Source organism: Streptomyces sp. NPDC053426 (genome assembly GCF_055585405.1).
Genome location: NZ_JBVJKE010000006.1, coordinates 257,300 through 271,099 on the forward strand (window position 1 = coordinate 257,300; position 13,800 = coordinate 271,099).

Genomic DNA, 13,800 nt, shown 5'->3' on the forward strand with positions numbered 1-13,800 from the left:
ACGCCCGGAGCCGACCGCCCGGCACGTCGCCGCGGGCAGGAGCGACTCCTCTCGGGTGCAGGGCGGCTCACCGCACCCGGTGTCACGTCCCCTCTTCGGCGCGGCGCGGCCGTACCAGCGTCCGACGTCTCCCCCGCGCGGGGGAGGCGGTTCCCCCGCGCACGGGATCTCCCGCACCCGCCCCGGCGGCTGTACTGGGCGCAGCCGACACCGAGAGAAGGGCACCCGATGCGCACCTGGACGAGACGACGCCTGCTGCTCTCCGCCGCCTCGACGGCCGGACTCGCCGCGACGGCTTCCGTCCCCGTACCGGCCCACGCCGTGACCGGGACGCCTCCCGCATCCGACGTCCCCGACGACGCCTTCGTACGGCGTCTGGGCGCCCTGCCGGGTGTGCGGATCGTGGAGGAGAGGCCGGGCGCCGAGCCGGGGTACCGCTTCTTCGTGCTCGGGCTGCGCCAGCCGGTCGACCACACCGACCCCTCGGCCGGTACGTTCGAGCAGCGCCTCACCCTGCTCCACACCTCCACCGAGCGCCCCACCGTCCTGTTCACGACCGGTTACGCGGCCACGCTCACGCCCCAGCGCACCGAACCGACCGTCCTCCTGGGCGGCAACCAGCTCCAGGTCGAGCACCGCTGCTTCGGCACCTCGCTCCCCCGGCCCCACGACTACTCCCAGCTGACCATCCGCCAGGCCGCCGACGACCACCACCGCGTCGTCCGCGCCTTCCGCCGGCTCTACCCCGGCGCGTGGATCTCCACCGGCGGCAGCAAGGGCGGCATGGCCAGCGTGTACCACCGCCGCTTCCACCCCCACGACGTGGACGGCACCGTGGCCTACGCCGCCCCGAACAACGTCGACGACCGCGACGACTCCGCCTACCTCCGCTTCCTGGACACCGTGGGCACAGCCGCCGACCGCGAGGCGCTCCGCACGGTCCAGCGCCGGCTCCTGCTGCACCGCACGGAGCTGGTCGCCCGCTACGAGGCCGCGACGACCGCCACCGGTGACGGCTTCCGCATCGTCGGCAGCGCCGACAAGGCGTTCGAGGTCGCCGTCCTGCGCATCCCCTTCATGTTCTGGCAGAACGGCGGCAGCCCGGCGGACCTCGCCGCCGTACCCGGCCCGGACGCCACCGCCGACGAGCTGTACACCTGGCTGGACCGCACCACGCGCCTGGCCCTGTACGCCGACACGAACGCCCGCGCCTACCTCCCGTACTGGTACCAGCTCGGCACCCAACTGGGTTACCTCAGCGTCCCCACCGCCCACCTGGCCGACCTGCTGCGCCACCCGGGCGCCATCGAACCGCGCACCTTCGTCCCCCGCGACATCCCCCTGCGCTTCGACACCGGCGCGATGCCGGACATCGACCGCTGGGTCCGCCGCCGCGGCAGCCGCCTGCTGTTCGTCAACGGGACGCGGGACCCCTCGGTCGCCGAACCCTTCCGCCCCGGCCCCCGCGACTCCCGCGTCCTGTGGGTACCCGGAGCCAACCACCACACCAGCATCGCCGCCCTCCCCGCGGCGGACCGCTCCGAGGCCACCGCGATGCTCACCCGCTGGGCCGCCCGCGGCAGGCGGGTGCCGCGGGCGTGAGTCTCCGGCGGGCGTCCCGGCCCCCCGCGGTGTGAACCGGTGACCGCGCCGACACCCCCTTGTCGTCCCGCCCTCCCCGCGCTTCGAACCGGCCACCGTGAGCGCTGCTACGGTGCTCGGAGGGGTCGGGGCCGGTGGAGTGCGGCGACGAACGGGAGCGGTCCGCGGCCGGTTCGCCCGTGAAAGGGGAGTGTGGGCCGTGCCGATGCCGATCGCGGCGTCCCAGTTCAGCAAGAACTTCCACCAGGTGGGTTCTTACCACGCGGCCGCCGCGTGGGAACAACTGAAGACGTACGAGGAGTACCAGCGGCCCCGGAAGGGCCGGTGGTGTCTCGACTTCGAGGCGAGTACCTGGCTGTCCGACGACAGGACCGTGCACCAGTCCCCGATCGGCTCCCTGGGCACGGACAACAGCTGGCTGTGGGCCTGGGCCAACCACGGCACCCACCCGGTCGGCTCCGAGCGACGTGAACTCTCCCTCCGACTGGCCGAGTTCGGTGAGCTGCACGAGGTCTACGAGTTCGTCGCACCGCGTCTCGAACTCGGCTCCTTCCCCGAACCGGTCCCCGCCGCCGAGCGACTCGCCCTCACGGCCATGGGCGTACTCGGCGCCCGTGGCTACTGCGGCATCGAAACGGAGACCGGCGCCCGCTCGTACTTCCTGATCGACGACGAGACCGTGCCCCGCGCACCCTTCCGCCGCGAAGTGCTGTCCTCCCTGTTCCATGAGGCGTTGGGACTCTTCGCCTCCTTCCCGCGGCTGGTGGCCGAGGGATACCTCAGGCACCACGGCTTCCAGGTCCAAGACGACGACCGGAACGGCGTTCACGCACGCCGCGAGGACTGCACGGTCTCCCTGCGCTTCGACGACCGGGATCATGTGATCGCGCTGTCCCGGACCGATGCCGGTTCGCCGTGCGCCGGACCGGTGTGAGTCCACGGCGGGGAGGACGGGGCCCCGCCCCGGGGAACCACCGCATGACCGCATCCGTCTCCGAGGAGAGCTGAAGTCGGCTCCGGGGGAGGCCACATGGATCAGCCATGGCTCACGATCACACTCGTCACGGCCATCGGCGCGACGGCCCTGGGCATCGCGATCCTGCGCGGCGCCCTGCGCCTGCGCCGGGCCCTCGGCCGCCTCGGCGTCCGGGGCAGACGCACCCGCGGCGAGGTCGCCCGCAGCGCCCGCCGCGAGGGCCCGGTCGTTCACCCCCCACAGGTCCGCTACCAGGCCCCACCCGTGAACAACCTCGACGCCCCACCCACCCAGACCTACCGCCGCGTCCCCCTCAACCACGAGTCCCACCCCCTCCACGCCGGTGTTCCGGTCGTCCTGCGCTACGACCCGGGGGACCCGAGGAGGGTGGTGGTCGTCCACACGAAGGACGGACGCCCGGGAAACGTCTCGTACTCGGCGACCGCCAACCTGGCCTGGGGCGTCTTCTTCGTGCTCTTCGGGATGGCCATGGGGGTGGGGGCGTTCCTGTGACGGCCCGCGGGAGCCGCGTGGCCGACGAGGACCCGGCCTGCCTCCGGGCACTGGCCGAGCGCGGCGGACGGGAACGCCGGGACCGGGCACGGGCCTGACCGGCGGACCATCGCCCGACGTTCACGGCCGTGCTGTCGCACTGACCCGTCCCGTGGGTGGAGACGTGCGGGTCAGGCCGTGGCCCGGGCGCCGACGGTCACCCGCTCCCCGGGGGCGCACCGCACCAGGCGCGCCTCGTGGCCCCGGCGCCCCGCCTCCGCGAGGAAGTCCTCCAGCGGGGAGCGGAAGACCGTGTAGTCGCTGTGGTGCACGGGCAGCGCGCGTCGCGGGCGCAGCAGGTCGAGCAGGTCGGCGCCCTGCCCGGCGTCCATGGTGACCACCAGGCCGCCGGGCAGGGTCGTACCGCCGAGGTGCAGGACGGCCAGGTGGATGTCCGGGTACCGCACGGCGATCTCACGCAGCCCGTCGTACATCAGGGTGTCGCCGGACAGGTAGAGAACCAGCCGGATCTCCCCCGAGCGGTCGCCGAACTCCAGCAGGCTGCCCATCACGGGCGGCAGCAGGGCCCGCAGCGGGCCGGGCGCGTGGCGGCCCGGCAACGAGGTGACGCGCACGGAGGAGTCCCCGTGCCGCAGGGTGCGGCTCTGCCAGGTACGCAGCCCGGTGGCACGGCGGAACCCGTACAGCCCCTTCAGCAGACGGGCACCGTGCGGGGTGGTGACGAACGGCAGGCCCCGGTCCAGCCCGCGCCGGGCCACCCGGTCGAAGTGATCGCCGTGCAGATGCGACAGCACGACGGCGTCCAGGTCCGCGTGCGGCAGGTCCGCCACGTCGACGGCGGGCTCGGTCAGCCGGCGCGAGCGGAGCCCGTAGCCGAGGTGGGCGAACTGCCCGCGGTGCAGGAAGTTCGGATCGGTCAGCAGCGTCAGTTCCCCGTAGCGGATCAGCAGGGTGGCGTTGCCGATGAAGAGGATCTCCGCAGTGCCCTCGGGCGGTTTCTGCCGCACGGCCGACTCCCTCCGTCGTACGTGAGTCCCGTGGGGGCCGGGTGAGCGGTGAGGGCGGTTCTACACCTCCCGGAGCGTGCGGTCCGGGCCCGCCCCGTGTTCGGAGCGGTGGCGTTCCTGTGGCGGCTTCGGGGCGAGGCGTCCAGGACGCGGGCCCGGCTGACCGCCGGACTCCCGGAGTCGCAGCGCGTCCCCGCGCCCTGATCGACGTCGATGGCTTCGGAGTCACCCGGAGGCCGCTCTCGCCTGGTTCATCCGGTTCGTCCCGGCAAAGACCCCATGGCCCGAACGCGTCCGCCGGGTCCGGTCAGTCGACCGCGCGCAGCACCAGTCGCACGACCCCCTTGACCCCTCGCCAGAGCCAGCCGAACAGCCCTGCCTCCGAAGCAAGGTCAGCGGCGTCCGCGGCAGACTCCGTCCAGTCGGACTTCGAGCGGCACCGGGAGCAGGAACGGGGCCAACCACGCTTCCGAGCACCGCACTTCTTGCACTTCGCCATGGCCTCATTCTCCCCTGCCGCCGCGCCCCCTTCCTCGTCGCCTCCCCTCAGCCCGGCCGGCCGTGGGAGCCCGCCTCCAAGGTCGCGCGAAGGGCGGCCAGGGTCGAGGCGATGCGGGTCAGGTCGTCAGGGGGAACCGCCTCGGCCAGGGAGACGAGTTCGCTTTCGACAAGGGGGCGGGAAGCGGCCAGCTGCCGCTCGCCCTCGGAGGTGAGGCGGAGGACGGACGAGCGACGGTCCTGGGGGTGCGCGACCCGCAGGCACCAGCCCGCGGCCACCAGCCGGTCGACCGCCTTGCTGACGGCCCCCACGGTGATCGCCAGTTCGCCGACGATGTCGAGCACGCGGCACCCCGGCACGCGGTCGATGATCTCCAGGAACTCGAACTGCCCGAGCCCCAGTCCTCGTTCGGCGCGCAGCCGGGCGTTCACGGCGTTGTAGAGCCGGGTCTCGACGCGGACGAGATCGGTGAAGATCGAAGTGATGTGACTCACACCAGCCTCCAATAGATTCCCGGGAATCATCTTCCCCGGAATCCGGTTGGGATCGGACAGATGGATTCCCAGGAATCCATCCTCGCATCCGACTCATGGAGGCCCCACATGTCCCGACAGCAGCGCGACGCCCTGGACGCCGTACTCCGTTCCGCCCCGCGCAGCGAGACGCGACCCACTCCCGAGCAGCAGCGCAGCGATTTCAGCGCGGCACTCACCCGCCCCGCGCCGGAGGACGTGGTCACCCGCAGGACCGTCCTGGGCGGGCGTTCGACCCTGGAGCTGGAGCCGGCCGAGGCCTCCGACCACGGCCTGTTGCTCTTCCTGCACGGCGGCGGCTACGTCATCGGCTCACCGGACACCCATGCGGGACTGGTCGGCGAACTGGCCCGCCGTGCCGGACTGCGAGCGATGTCGGTGGACTACCGACTGGCGCCCGAGCACCCCTTCCCCGCGGCCGTCGACGACGGGCTCGCGGCCTACCGCGAACTGCTGGCCGCGGGCACCGACCCACGGGACCTCGTCCTGGCCGGCGACTCCGCCGGCGGCGGCCTGAGCATCGCCACGCTGCTCGCGGCCCGGGAGGCCGGGCTGCCGCAACCGGCCGCCGTGGTCGTCTTCTCCCCCTGGACCGACCTCACCCTCTCCGGAGCGAGCATCCGGTCCAAGGAGGACGCCGACCCCATCTTCACCGAGGCCGACGTGCGCGCCTACGCCGATCTCTACGCCGGCGCGGGCGACCGGGCGCATCCCCTGGCCAGCCCGGTCCTCGCCGACCTCACCGGACTGCCCCCGCTCCTCGTACAGGTCGGGGCGAACGAGATACTGCTCGACGACGCGGTCCGGCTGGCCGGCCGCGCGGGCGCCGACGGCGTCGAGGTCACGCTCGAAGTCGGGCCCGGCCTGCCCCACGTCTTCCAGCACCACTACGGCCACCTCGACGAGGCGGACGCCGCACTCGACCGCGCCGCCCGCTTCCTCACTTCCCACCTGGGGGCCGGGCACCCGGACGCCGACCGTCTCGAACCGGTCCCCTCGGGGCTTCGGCACAGTCGGCGGGCGTCCGCTTCGTGACCACTCGTCCGTGACCACTCGCGGTGAAGGGAGCGCGGGCGGACGGTTCCCGCCTCATGTCCCTTGCGCCTCGGTGGTCCGCGTCTCCACGCACCGTCGGGCGGATCCGGCCGGCCGGGTCCGACGCGTGCGTTCTCGACGTTCCCTCAGGCCGAGACGGGAGGTGACGTCGCCTCAGATGGTCGGGGTGTCGTCGACAACCGGCTTGTGGATCTCGACGACCGGCTTCCACCCCGCGGAGAACTCGATGAAGTCCGCACGGGTGGGGTAGGTGTCGATCGCGCGACGGTCACGCTTGGGGTTGTCGCCCCCCTTGCGCCCCCGGGGAATCTGCTCCTCGAAGATGTCGACCTTCACGTCGGGAACCTCCTTGAGGCCCTGGCGCCAGATCTGCACGACGTCGGCGCCGAACGCCTGCCGGGCCGCGGCGTAAAGGGCCGTGAGGGACCCCTTGTCCCCACCGGGGACGAAAAGCGCCAGGTCCAGCACGACACCGGCGGACTGGAGGACCTCGATGGTCACCGAGCCGTTCTCGTCGGCCAAGTAGATTCCGGCTTCGTTCTCGTCGTCGGGAAGGCAGGAGACCTCTTCCTGGAATACGGTTCTCGCCGTGACCGAGCCGCCCTCGAAAGCCTCACCGGACTTGGTCAGAAAAGCAGGGACATAGCAGTCGGGAAGTTTGAGTTCCGCCGTGTCGGCGGAAACGAAGATCCTGTCCTTCACACCGAGCTTCGTCACCTCTTCCAGCGAAAGGCGGCGAGCGGCGATCTTCTCCGTGTTCACGATTTCCCTTTCAGGTTGCACTGTCCCTCCGAACAAGAACGCTACCACGAAATCCCGAGGTCAACTGCCCAGTAATCTTTGGGTAGATGGCCTCCGATGAGCCGCACGGGAGGATATTGAAGCGAGTGCCACTCGACCGGGAACGCGCATCCGCCAGGCAGTATCCCCCGCCACGGTGTTGGGGATCAACCGACGATTGCATTTCGGTGCGTTGGGTGGCACGAAGGAATCAAAGAGAGCTTACGGTAGATATCACCCATATCACCGTCGGGAAGGCGGCGGCGCCGACGGAAGACGTCAGCCGGGGAAAGCCTTTGAACGCGAACCGCGCAGCCCGGAGCATCTCACCGGAGGAGAACCAGGTTGTCGACCCGGCTGCTCCGACTGCTCCGGCTGCCCCGGCTGCCCCGGGGCCGAATCACCCGCCGCGTCCGCCAGGAAGTCCCGATTGACGCCGATCAGGCGATCAAGCGCTTCTCTGGCGGCGGCCAGGCCGTCGATCGCGGACGAAAGACGAATCCGCTCCCGATCCATGACGGCCAAGGCCTGCCGGGCCCTGTCCGCGTCGGGCCGCGCCATGCAGGGGACCAACTGGGCGATGGTCCTGCTGGACATCCCGGCGGCCAGGAACGTCTGGATCAGCGCCACCCGCCGGACGTGATCGTCGTCGTAGCACCGCTGGCCGCTGGGGGACCTCGCACTGACCAGTAGACCCTGCTGCTCGTAGTAGCGCAGCGATCGACGGCTCGCTCCCGTCCGGGCGGACAGTTCACCGATCCGCATCCCACCCCCGTGTGCTCCGGGTCACAGCGACTTGCCCCTGACATCGATGTGAGCGCCTAGGTTGACCCCACGGCTCACGCCCCACCGCCGGCGCGTCCGGCCGCCTCCCTCGCGTCCGTGAACACGAAAAGGAGAAGCCCGTGATCAAGTTCGCCTTCATGATAAACCGCATCGACGGGATGACCTTCGAGGAATTCGTCGAGCACCACCGGGACCGCCACGCCCCGTTGTTCACCTCCATTCCGGAAGCTCGGCGGTACGTGAAGAAGTACACCGTCTCCCACCCGGTCCCCGCCGAAGGCTACCCGGACCCCGCCTACGACGGCCTCACCGAGATCTGGTTCGAAAGCTGGGCGGATCACGACGCCTTCTTCGCGTCCGAGAACTACAAGGAACTGGTGAACCCGGACGAGAGCAAGTTCATCGACATGAATTCGGTGGCGGTCATGGTCACCGAGGAAAGAGCCGTGATCTAGCCCCTCGGACTGCCCGCTCCGTACCGCAGGCGGTGCGGCGGTCCGTCGACGCGGCGGCCCGGCCGATCCGGGAACTCAATCTCCGATGTCGTCCAGGGCCGACCGCGCCGCCACGGTGAACTCGCCCATCCGTTCCGAGAGCCGGGCCACCTCGACGGCATGGCGTTCCACGAGAAGCACGTCCCCGTTCGGGCCGTTGTCCGGGGAGTCACGCATGGCGAGGAGCGTCGTCTGCATCGACTTGAGCGTGGTGTAGACGTTCCGCGAGGCCTGTTCCACTGTCTCCGGTCCTTCGACAGCGAGGTTGGCCCAAGCGGCCTGCGCCAATGCCAGTTGACCTTGCGCATGCTGCAGTCTGCGATCGACCTCCTCCACGTCCTCTTCGCCCATGAACGCAAGGCCGGCCATCTTCAGCGCGTGCTGGGCCTCGCTCGCGGGAGCGAGGAAGCCACTGTAGGCGTCCCGACGCACCTGCCTACGCCAGTGCGCGTGCTCGGCCCTCGCCTGGGCCTGCACCTGCTGCCGTGCCGACCACCCCGTGATCGCCGAGGCGAGGACGGTGCCTGCCACGCCGACTGTCGCTCCGAGCAGTGCTGCTAATCCTTGATCCACAAGAGGTGTGTCTATCGCATACGTCGGCGGCCGACCACGGACTCACATGAAACGGCTGCCCGAGGCCGACACCGACTCTGCTCAACGGCCGGGTCGACCTCTCGGGGCAGTCCCCGGGCAAGGGCTGGGGACGCGAAGGACCGGAAGCCGAGAGAGGGTTCCGTAAGCGCGAACACCTTCCCGGCAAGCGTTCACGCATTCGTGAAGTACCTGCTCGCGACGTAAGCCAGGACAGCAGCTCGGCGGCAGATTCGGGACCAATCCCCCCAGTTCACAACCCAACCGTCCCTATGTCCGACCTTTGCAGTACGGTCACACGAACTGACCGAACCGGAGGGCCGTCACGCGCTGGCAAGGCCCGGACCTGTGTATACGAGGAAGCACATGCCTTACGAGCCCGGCACTGTCTGGCAGTACGAGGTCCCCACGACCGGCAGCACCCACCTGCCGCCGGATGCCGGCTACGCCAAGGCTCTGACGAACCAGGGGTACGGCTTCGAGGTCGCCATCGCCGACCTGGTCGACAACTCGATCGACGCCGGCGCCGACAAGATCGTCGTGCACTTCCTGCGGGACGCCAAGCGCATCCTCACCCTGCTGGTCATCGACAACGGCAAGGGCATGGACGATGACGGCCTGAACGCCGCGATGACGGTGGGGCGGCGCCGCGACTACGGCGAGAGCGCCCTCGGCATGTACGGCACGGGCCTGAAGGCCGCCTCCCTGTCCCACGCCTCCTCGCTGACCGTGGTCAGCCGCACCAAGCGCAGCCGTGCCGCAGGACGCCGTCTCACGGCGGAGGGCATCGAGGACGGCTTCCGCTGTGACACGGTCGATCACCGCTACGCACAGGAACTCGTGGACCGGTACGACGGCGTCATCGAGTGGCACGGCACGATCGTGCGATGGGACCAGGTACGGGCCTTCGAGACCGTGACGGCCGGGCAGAGCGACCACTACCTGTCGAAGGCGATCGCCCGGCTGGAGACGCACCTCGGTCTCTACCTGCACCGGTTCCTTCAGAACGGCCTCAAGCTCGACATCGCCGTGTGGGACGTGAGCAGCGGCGAAGGCCGGCTCGGCGAGGAAGTGGACCACATCGCTGTCGAGGCGCTGGACCCCTTCGGCTACAAGGTGCCCGGGAAGGCACGCTACCCCCGGACGTTCACGGCCCCCGTGGAGGGCCTCGGAGACGTCCGGCTGACCGCACACATCTGGCCCGCCAAATCGAAGCAGGCCGGGTTCCGGCAGATCGGCTCCCTGGCCGACCGACAGGGCTTCTACTTCTACCGCAACGACCGCCTCGTCCAGGCCGGCGGCTGGAACGGCCTCCGCAACCCCGAGGGACACCTGGCCCTGGCCCGTGTGGCCGTGGACCTTCCGGCTCATGGCAACAGCGTCCTGAGCCTCGACGTCAAGAAGGAGAGCGTCACCGTCACGCCCGCCTTCACGCTCGGCGTCGAGCAGGCCGTGGACGCGTCCGGACACACCTTTCACCAGTACCTCGGTGACGCCGAGGCCACGTACCGGGAGGGCGCGAAGCGCACGGAGATCGTGCGCAAGCCGGTCACGCCTCCGGGGAAGGGCATGGACCCGAAGATCAAGCGGGTCGTCAAGGAGGAGTTGCCCGAGAAGCCGGGCGAGGAGCCGATCGCCTTCACCTGGGCCACGCTGCCCCAGGACAAGTTCTTCGACCTGGACCGCGAGAACAACGTCGTCCTCCTCAACAAGGCCTTCCGCAACGACTTCAACGACGGAAGGCGCGGCGGGAGCAACGACGCGCCGGTCACGAAGGCCCTGCTGTACCTGCTGCTGGAGGACTGCTTCGGCCTCGGACGCTGGGAGCGCAGCCGCCAGGACCGGGTGGACTACTGGAACACCATCCTCCTGGCATCGGCAGGGGTGCACCGCGAGCGCCGTACACAGACGGCCGACTGACCCCCGTACCGCTCTCGCTCCGGCCCCCGACTGAGGATCAAGAGATGACCGACACCCCCTCCAGCGCACTGCTCGACATCCACACCTCCGCGCTGGCGGGGATGGGCAGCATGCCGCGTCACTTCGAACGCTGGGCGGCGCTCGCCGCAGACGACTTCCACCCGGACGCGGATCTGAGCGAGGAGCTGTTCCGCTCCCTCCTCGTCGGTGGTGACGACGCGCTGGCCGCTCTCTGGAGCCGCCACCTGACCACCTGGGATTTCGCGGAGGAACCGCAGTGGGGAGCAGGCTCTCAAGCCCGCACCGACGAACGGCGCGCCGTGGTGTACGAGCGGCTCCGGTTCGGGACCGAGCTGCGCAAAGCCCTGGACGAGGCCGTACCCGTGGCAAAGGTGCCCGGCGCAACGGTGATCACCCGGGACTTCACCCCGTGGTACACCGCTGAGCGTGCGGCCGCCCGGCCCTTCTACTGGACGGCGTACGAGCAGAAGCTTCGTGACAAGGGGTGGTCCGAGGCCGCCGTCTCCGGCCTCGACCAGGCGAGCCGGGCAGTGGTCGAACGTCTCACCGACCCGGAACAGCCGGCAGCCCGCCAGGCGAAGGGCCTGGTCGTCGGCTACGTCCAGTCCGGCAAGACGGCGAACTTCACGGGGGTGGCCGCCAAGGCCATCGACGCCGGATACCGTCTCGTCATCGTGCTGGGAGGCACCCTCAACCTGCTGCGCGCCCAGACCCAGCGACGTCTGGACATGGAACTGATCGGCCAGGAGAACATCCTGCGGGGCGCCGACGTCACGGACATCGACTCCCTGGTCGGTGTGGACTACGTGGGCGACGACGAGGACTGGCCGGAGTTCGTCCGGCACGGCGGCCGTCCCTCCACGCTCGGCGCGTTCGACATCGAACGCCTCACGACACGCGACAACGACTACAAGAGCCTGGCCCAGGGCATCCGGGCGCTGGAGTTCGAGAAGCGCGTCCCCACCCGCCCGTTGCACGATCCGGCGAACCTCCACCACGCCGCGGCGCGGATCCTCGTGGTGAAGAAGAACAAGGCCGTCCTCACGAAGCTCGTCAAGGACCTCAAGCAGATCCACGGGATCCTGGGAGAGCTGCCGACCCTCATCATCGACGACGAGTCCGACCAGGCTTCCGTGAACACCTCGGACCCGAAGAAGTGGGAGCAGGGAAGCACCGAGCGTACGGCTATCAACGGCTTGATCTCGAAGCTCCTGGGTCTGCTGCCGCGGGCCCAGTACGTGGGCTACACCGCGACCCCCTTCGCCAACGTCTTCATCGATCCGGGCGACGAGGAGGACATCTTCCCGCAGGACTTCCTGATCTCCCTCCCTCGCCCCACCGGCTACATGGGCGTCCAGGACTTCCACGACCTGGACGGCGTCGACGACGGTGAAAGCGAGGGCGAGGCCGAGAGGAAGCACGTCCGAGGCATCTACGACTCCACGGGGGACCGCCTCCAGGAAGCTCTGGACGCCTTCGTCCTCACAGGTGCTCTGAAGCTCTACCGCGCCGATCACGGGATCCCCGAGGGTCCGTTCCGGCACCACACGATGCTCGTGCACGAGTCGGTCCGCATGGCCGAGCACACCGCGCTCGCCCTGCGCATCAACACCATGTGGCACAACGCCGCGTACAGGGGGGAGGGTCACACACGCCTGGCGTCCCTCTTCGAGAAGGACTTCCAGGCCCACGCGGCCGGCTCCTTGCCCACCCCCACGACGTACGCCGATCTGAAGCCGTACGTCTCCGAGGCCCGCCGCCTCATCGACAAGGGCGGCACACCGGTCATCGTCGTCAACGGCGACAGCGAACGCGACTACTCCCAGCCCGACCTGGACTTCGACCGCACCCCGAACGTCTGGAAGATCCTGGTCGGTGGCACGAAGCTGTCCCGCGGCTTCACGGTCGAGGGCCTGACGATCACGTACTACCGCCGTACGACGCAGCAGGCCGACACCCTGATGCAGATGGGCCGATGGTTCGGTTTCCGGCCCGGTTACCGCGACCTCGTCCGCCTCTACATCGGCCGGGAGGAGACTCTCGGCCGCGGCCGCAACGCCAAGACGGTCGACCTGTACGAGGCCTTCGAGGCGATCTGCCGCGACGAGGAACTCTTCCGCGCCGAACTGGCCCGCTATGCCCCCTTGGTCAACGGCCGCCCCCAGGTCACCCCCGCCCAGATACCGCCACTGGTGGCCCAGCATCTGCCGTGGGTGAGGCCGTCGGCTCGGAACAAGATGTTCAACGCGCAGCTGGTGGAGGTGCGATCGCCGGGTGTCTGGGAGGAGCCCACGGCCTACCCCGAGGACCCCGACGCCCTGCGTCACAACACGGAGTGTTGGGCACCGGTCCTCGGGGCTCTGTCGCACGCTCCCGTCTCGCTCGGTGTGGACGGCGGTCCGCAGTACGACGCACGGGTGGGCACGGTGTCGCACCAGGACCTGCTCACGGTGCTGTGCGACCTGCGCTGGTCCGTCCCGGGGCAGTTCTCACCCCACCTGGAGTTCCTGCTGGACGCCGGGCGGGAATCCGGCACGATCGACGACTGGGTCGTGATCGCTCCGACACAGACGTCCGCCCGCCGGAACGAGGCCCGCATTCTGGGACACGGCCCCTTCTCCCTCGCCCGCCGTAAGCGCCGCCGCGGCCCGCTGTTCGGCGCGATCCGTGACCCGAAGCACGTCGCCGCGGTGACGCGCCTGGCAGGGGCCTCGCGCCTGACCGGAAACACCGCTGTCGAGGAACACGTCCGCCCGCGTCGGGGTGCGCTGGTGCTCTATCCCGTGGTGGAATCCGAGCCCCGGGTCCTGTCCGACGGTTCGGTGGATCCGCGCGACCTGGTCATGGCCTTCGCCTTCGTCGCCCCGCCGTCGACGGCGCGGGGTGACCGTGCCTTGGTGCGGTTCCGTGCGATCGACTCGACCAGGGCGGAAGCTGCGATCATCGACCGTGACGACGTACGTGCGTGAGGCCTGATGACAGTGAACAGCATGACGCCTTCCTCTCCCGGCGTATCGGCCCG

The 13,800-nt window shown here is 69.8% G+C and carries 12 protein-coding genes; 7 read left to right on the plus strand and 5 right to left on the minus strand.

The genetic code is table 11. The annotated features are described in order from the left end of the window. The first annotated feature begins 228 nt into the window (after positions 1 to 228). The 3 genes from ACZ62B_RS14945 to ACZ62B_RS14955 all read left to right on the plus strand — a co-directional run bounded on the left by ACZ62B_RS14945 (position 229) and on the right by ACZ62B_RS14955 (position 3,091). Positions 229 to 1,602, plus strand: coding sequence for a S28 family serine protease (locus tag ACZ62B_RS14945; protein ID WP_469690562.1), 1,374 nt, complete (start codon positions 229 to 231; stop codon positions 1,600 to 1,602). Between the two features lie 205 nt (positions 1,603 to 1,807). After that, on the plus strand, positions 1,808 to 2,536 hold the full coding sequence (locus tag ACZ62B_RS14950; RefSeq protein WP_469690703.1) for a DUF6882 domain-containing protein: 729 nt from the start codon (positions 1,808 to 1,810) through the stop codon (positions 2,534 to 2,536). Positions 2,537 to 2,632: 96 nt separating this feature from the next. Then, entirely contained in the window at positions 2,633 to 3,091 is a 459-nt protein-coding gene (locus tag ACZ62B_RS14955; RefSeq protein WP_344563652.1) for a DUF3592 domain-containing protein, read from the plus strand. A gap of 170 nt (positions 3,092 to 3,261) precedes the next feature. On the opposite strand, the gene ACZ62B_RS14960 is transcribed toward ACZ62B_RS14955, so the two are convergent. Together ACZ62B_RS14960 and ACZ62B_RS14965 are read right to left on the minus strand one after the other, a co-directional pair. Continuing rightward, positions 3,262 to 4,098 carry an MBL fold metallo-hydrolase gene (locus tag ACZ62B_RS14960; protein ID WP_344563654.1) on the minus strand — a complete coding sequence of 279 codons (837 nt, stop codon included), beginning with the start codon at positions 4,096 to 4,098 and terminating at the stop codon, positions 3,262 to 3,264. A 546-nt stretch (positions 4,099 to 4,644) separates the two neighbouring features. After that, on the minus strand, positions 4,645 to 5,091 hold the full coding sequence (locus ACZ62B_RS14965; protein WP_469690565.1) for a MarR family winged helix-turn-helix transcriptional regulator: 447 nt from the start codon (positions 5,089 to 5,091) through the stop codon (positions 4,645 to 4,647). A gap of 108 nt (positions 5,092 to 5,199) precedes the next feature. On the opposite strand from ACZ62B_RS14965, the gene ACZ62B_RS14970 reads away from it, so the two are divergent. After that, positions 5,200 to 6,165 (plus strand): alpha/beta hydrolase, encoded by a 966-nt coding sequence (locus ACZ62B_RS14970; protein ID WP_469690567.1) that lies wholly within the window; start codon positions 5,200 to 5,202, stop codon positions 6,163 to 6,165. A gap of 174 nt (positions 6,166 to 6,339) precedes the next feature. On the opposite strand, the gene ACZ62B_RS14975 is transcribed toward ACZ62B_RS14970, so the two are convergent. Both ACZ62B_RS14975 and ACZ62B_RS14980 read right to left on the minus strand, forming a co-directional pair. Then, the gene (locus ACZ62B_RS14975) at positions 6,340 to 6,948 is read right to left on the minus strand and encodes a hypothetical protein (protein WP_344563660.1); all 609 of its coding nucleotides are present in this window, start codon (positions 6,946 to 6,948) and stop codon (positions 6,340 to 6,342) included. Positions 6,949 to 7,245: 297 nt separating this feature from the next. Further along, the gene (locus ACZ62B_RS14980; RefSeq protein ID WP_344563662.1) at positions 7,246 to 7,731 is read right to left on the minus strand and encodes a MerR family transcriptional regulator; all 486 of its coding nucleotides are present in this window, start codon (positions 7,729 to 7,731) and stop codon (positions 7,246 to 7,248) included. 140 nt (positions 7,732 to 7,871) lie between these two features. Between ACZ62B_RS14980 and ACZ62B_RS14985 the strand changes: the two genes are divergently transcribed. Continuing rightward, a complete protein-coding gene (locus tag ACZ62B_RS14985) occupies positions 7,872 to 8,207 on the plus strand; it encodes an EthD domain-containing protein (RefSeq protein ID WP_344563664.1) in 336 nt (111 codons plus the stop codon). Positions 8,208 to 8,282: 75 nt separating this feature from the next. Here ACZ62B_RS14985 and ACZ62B_RS14990 read toward each other — a convergent pair whose 3' ends face one another. Then, positions 8,283 to 8,777 carry a hypothetical protein gene (locus tag ACZ62B_RS14990; RefSeq protein WP_469690572.1) on the minus strand — a complete coding sequence of 165 codons (495 nt, stop codon included), beginning with the start codon at positions 8,775 to 8,777 and terminating at the stop codon, positions 8,283 to 8,285. 426 nt (positions 8,778 to 9,203) lie between these two features. On the opposite strand from ACZ62B_RS14990, the gene ACZ62B_RS14995 reads away from it, so the two are divergent. Together ACZ62B_RS14995 and ACZ62B_RS15000 are read left to right on the plus strand one after the other, a co-directional pair. Further along, positions 9,204 to 10,757: an ATP-binding protein gene (locus ACZ62B_RS14995; protein ID WP_468881517.1), complete on the plus strand. Its 1,554-nt coding sequence runs from the start codon at positions 9,204 to 9,206 to the stop codon at positions 10,755 to 10,757. 44 nt (positions 10,758 to 10,801) lie between these two features. Beyond that, complete coding sequence (locus ACZ62B_RS15000) at positions 10,802 to 13,747, plus strand: Z1 domain-containing protein (RefSeq protein ID WP_469690575.1); 2,946 nt, start codon at positions 10,802 to 10,804, stop codon at positions 13,745 to 13,747. Positions 13,748 to 13,800: the final 53 nt, after the last annotated feature.

What these genes read in the sequence shown, in the direction of transcription:
- ACZ62B_RS14945 (WP_469690562.1), top strand. Translation starts at nt 229, where the DNA reads ATGCGCACCTGGACGAGACGACGCCTGCTGCTCTCCGCCGCCTCGACG.
- ACZ62B_RS14950 (WP_469690703.1), top strand. Translation starts at nt 1,808, where the DNA reads ATGCCGATCGCGGCGTCCCAGTTCAGCAAGAACTTCCACCAGGTGGGT.
- ACZ62B_RS14955 (WP_344563652.1), top strand. Translation starts at nt 2,633, where the DNA reads ATGGATCAGCCATGGCTCACGATCACACTCGTCACGGCCATCGGCGCG.
- ACZ62B_RS14970 (WP_469690567.1), top strand. Translation starts at nt 5,200, where the DNA reads ATGTCCCGACAGCAGCGCGACGCCCTGGACGCCGTACTCCGTTCCGCC.
- ACZ62B_RS14980 (WP_344563662.1), bottom strand. Translation starts at nt 7,731, where the DNA reads ATGCGGATCGGTGAACTGTCCGCCCGGACGGGAGCGAGCCGTCGATCG.
- ACZ62B_RS14995 (WP_468881517.1), top strand. Translation starts at nt 9,204, where the DNA reads ATGCCTTACGAGCCCGGCACTGTCTGGCAGTACGAGGTCCCCACGACC.
- ACZ62B_RS15000 (WP_469690575.1), top strand. Translation starts at nt 10,802, where the DNA reads ATGACCGACACCCCCTCCAGCGCACTGCTCGACATCCACACCTCCGCG.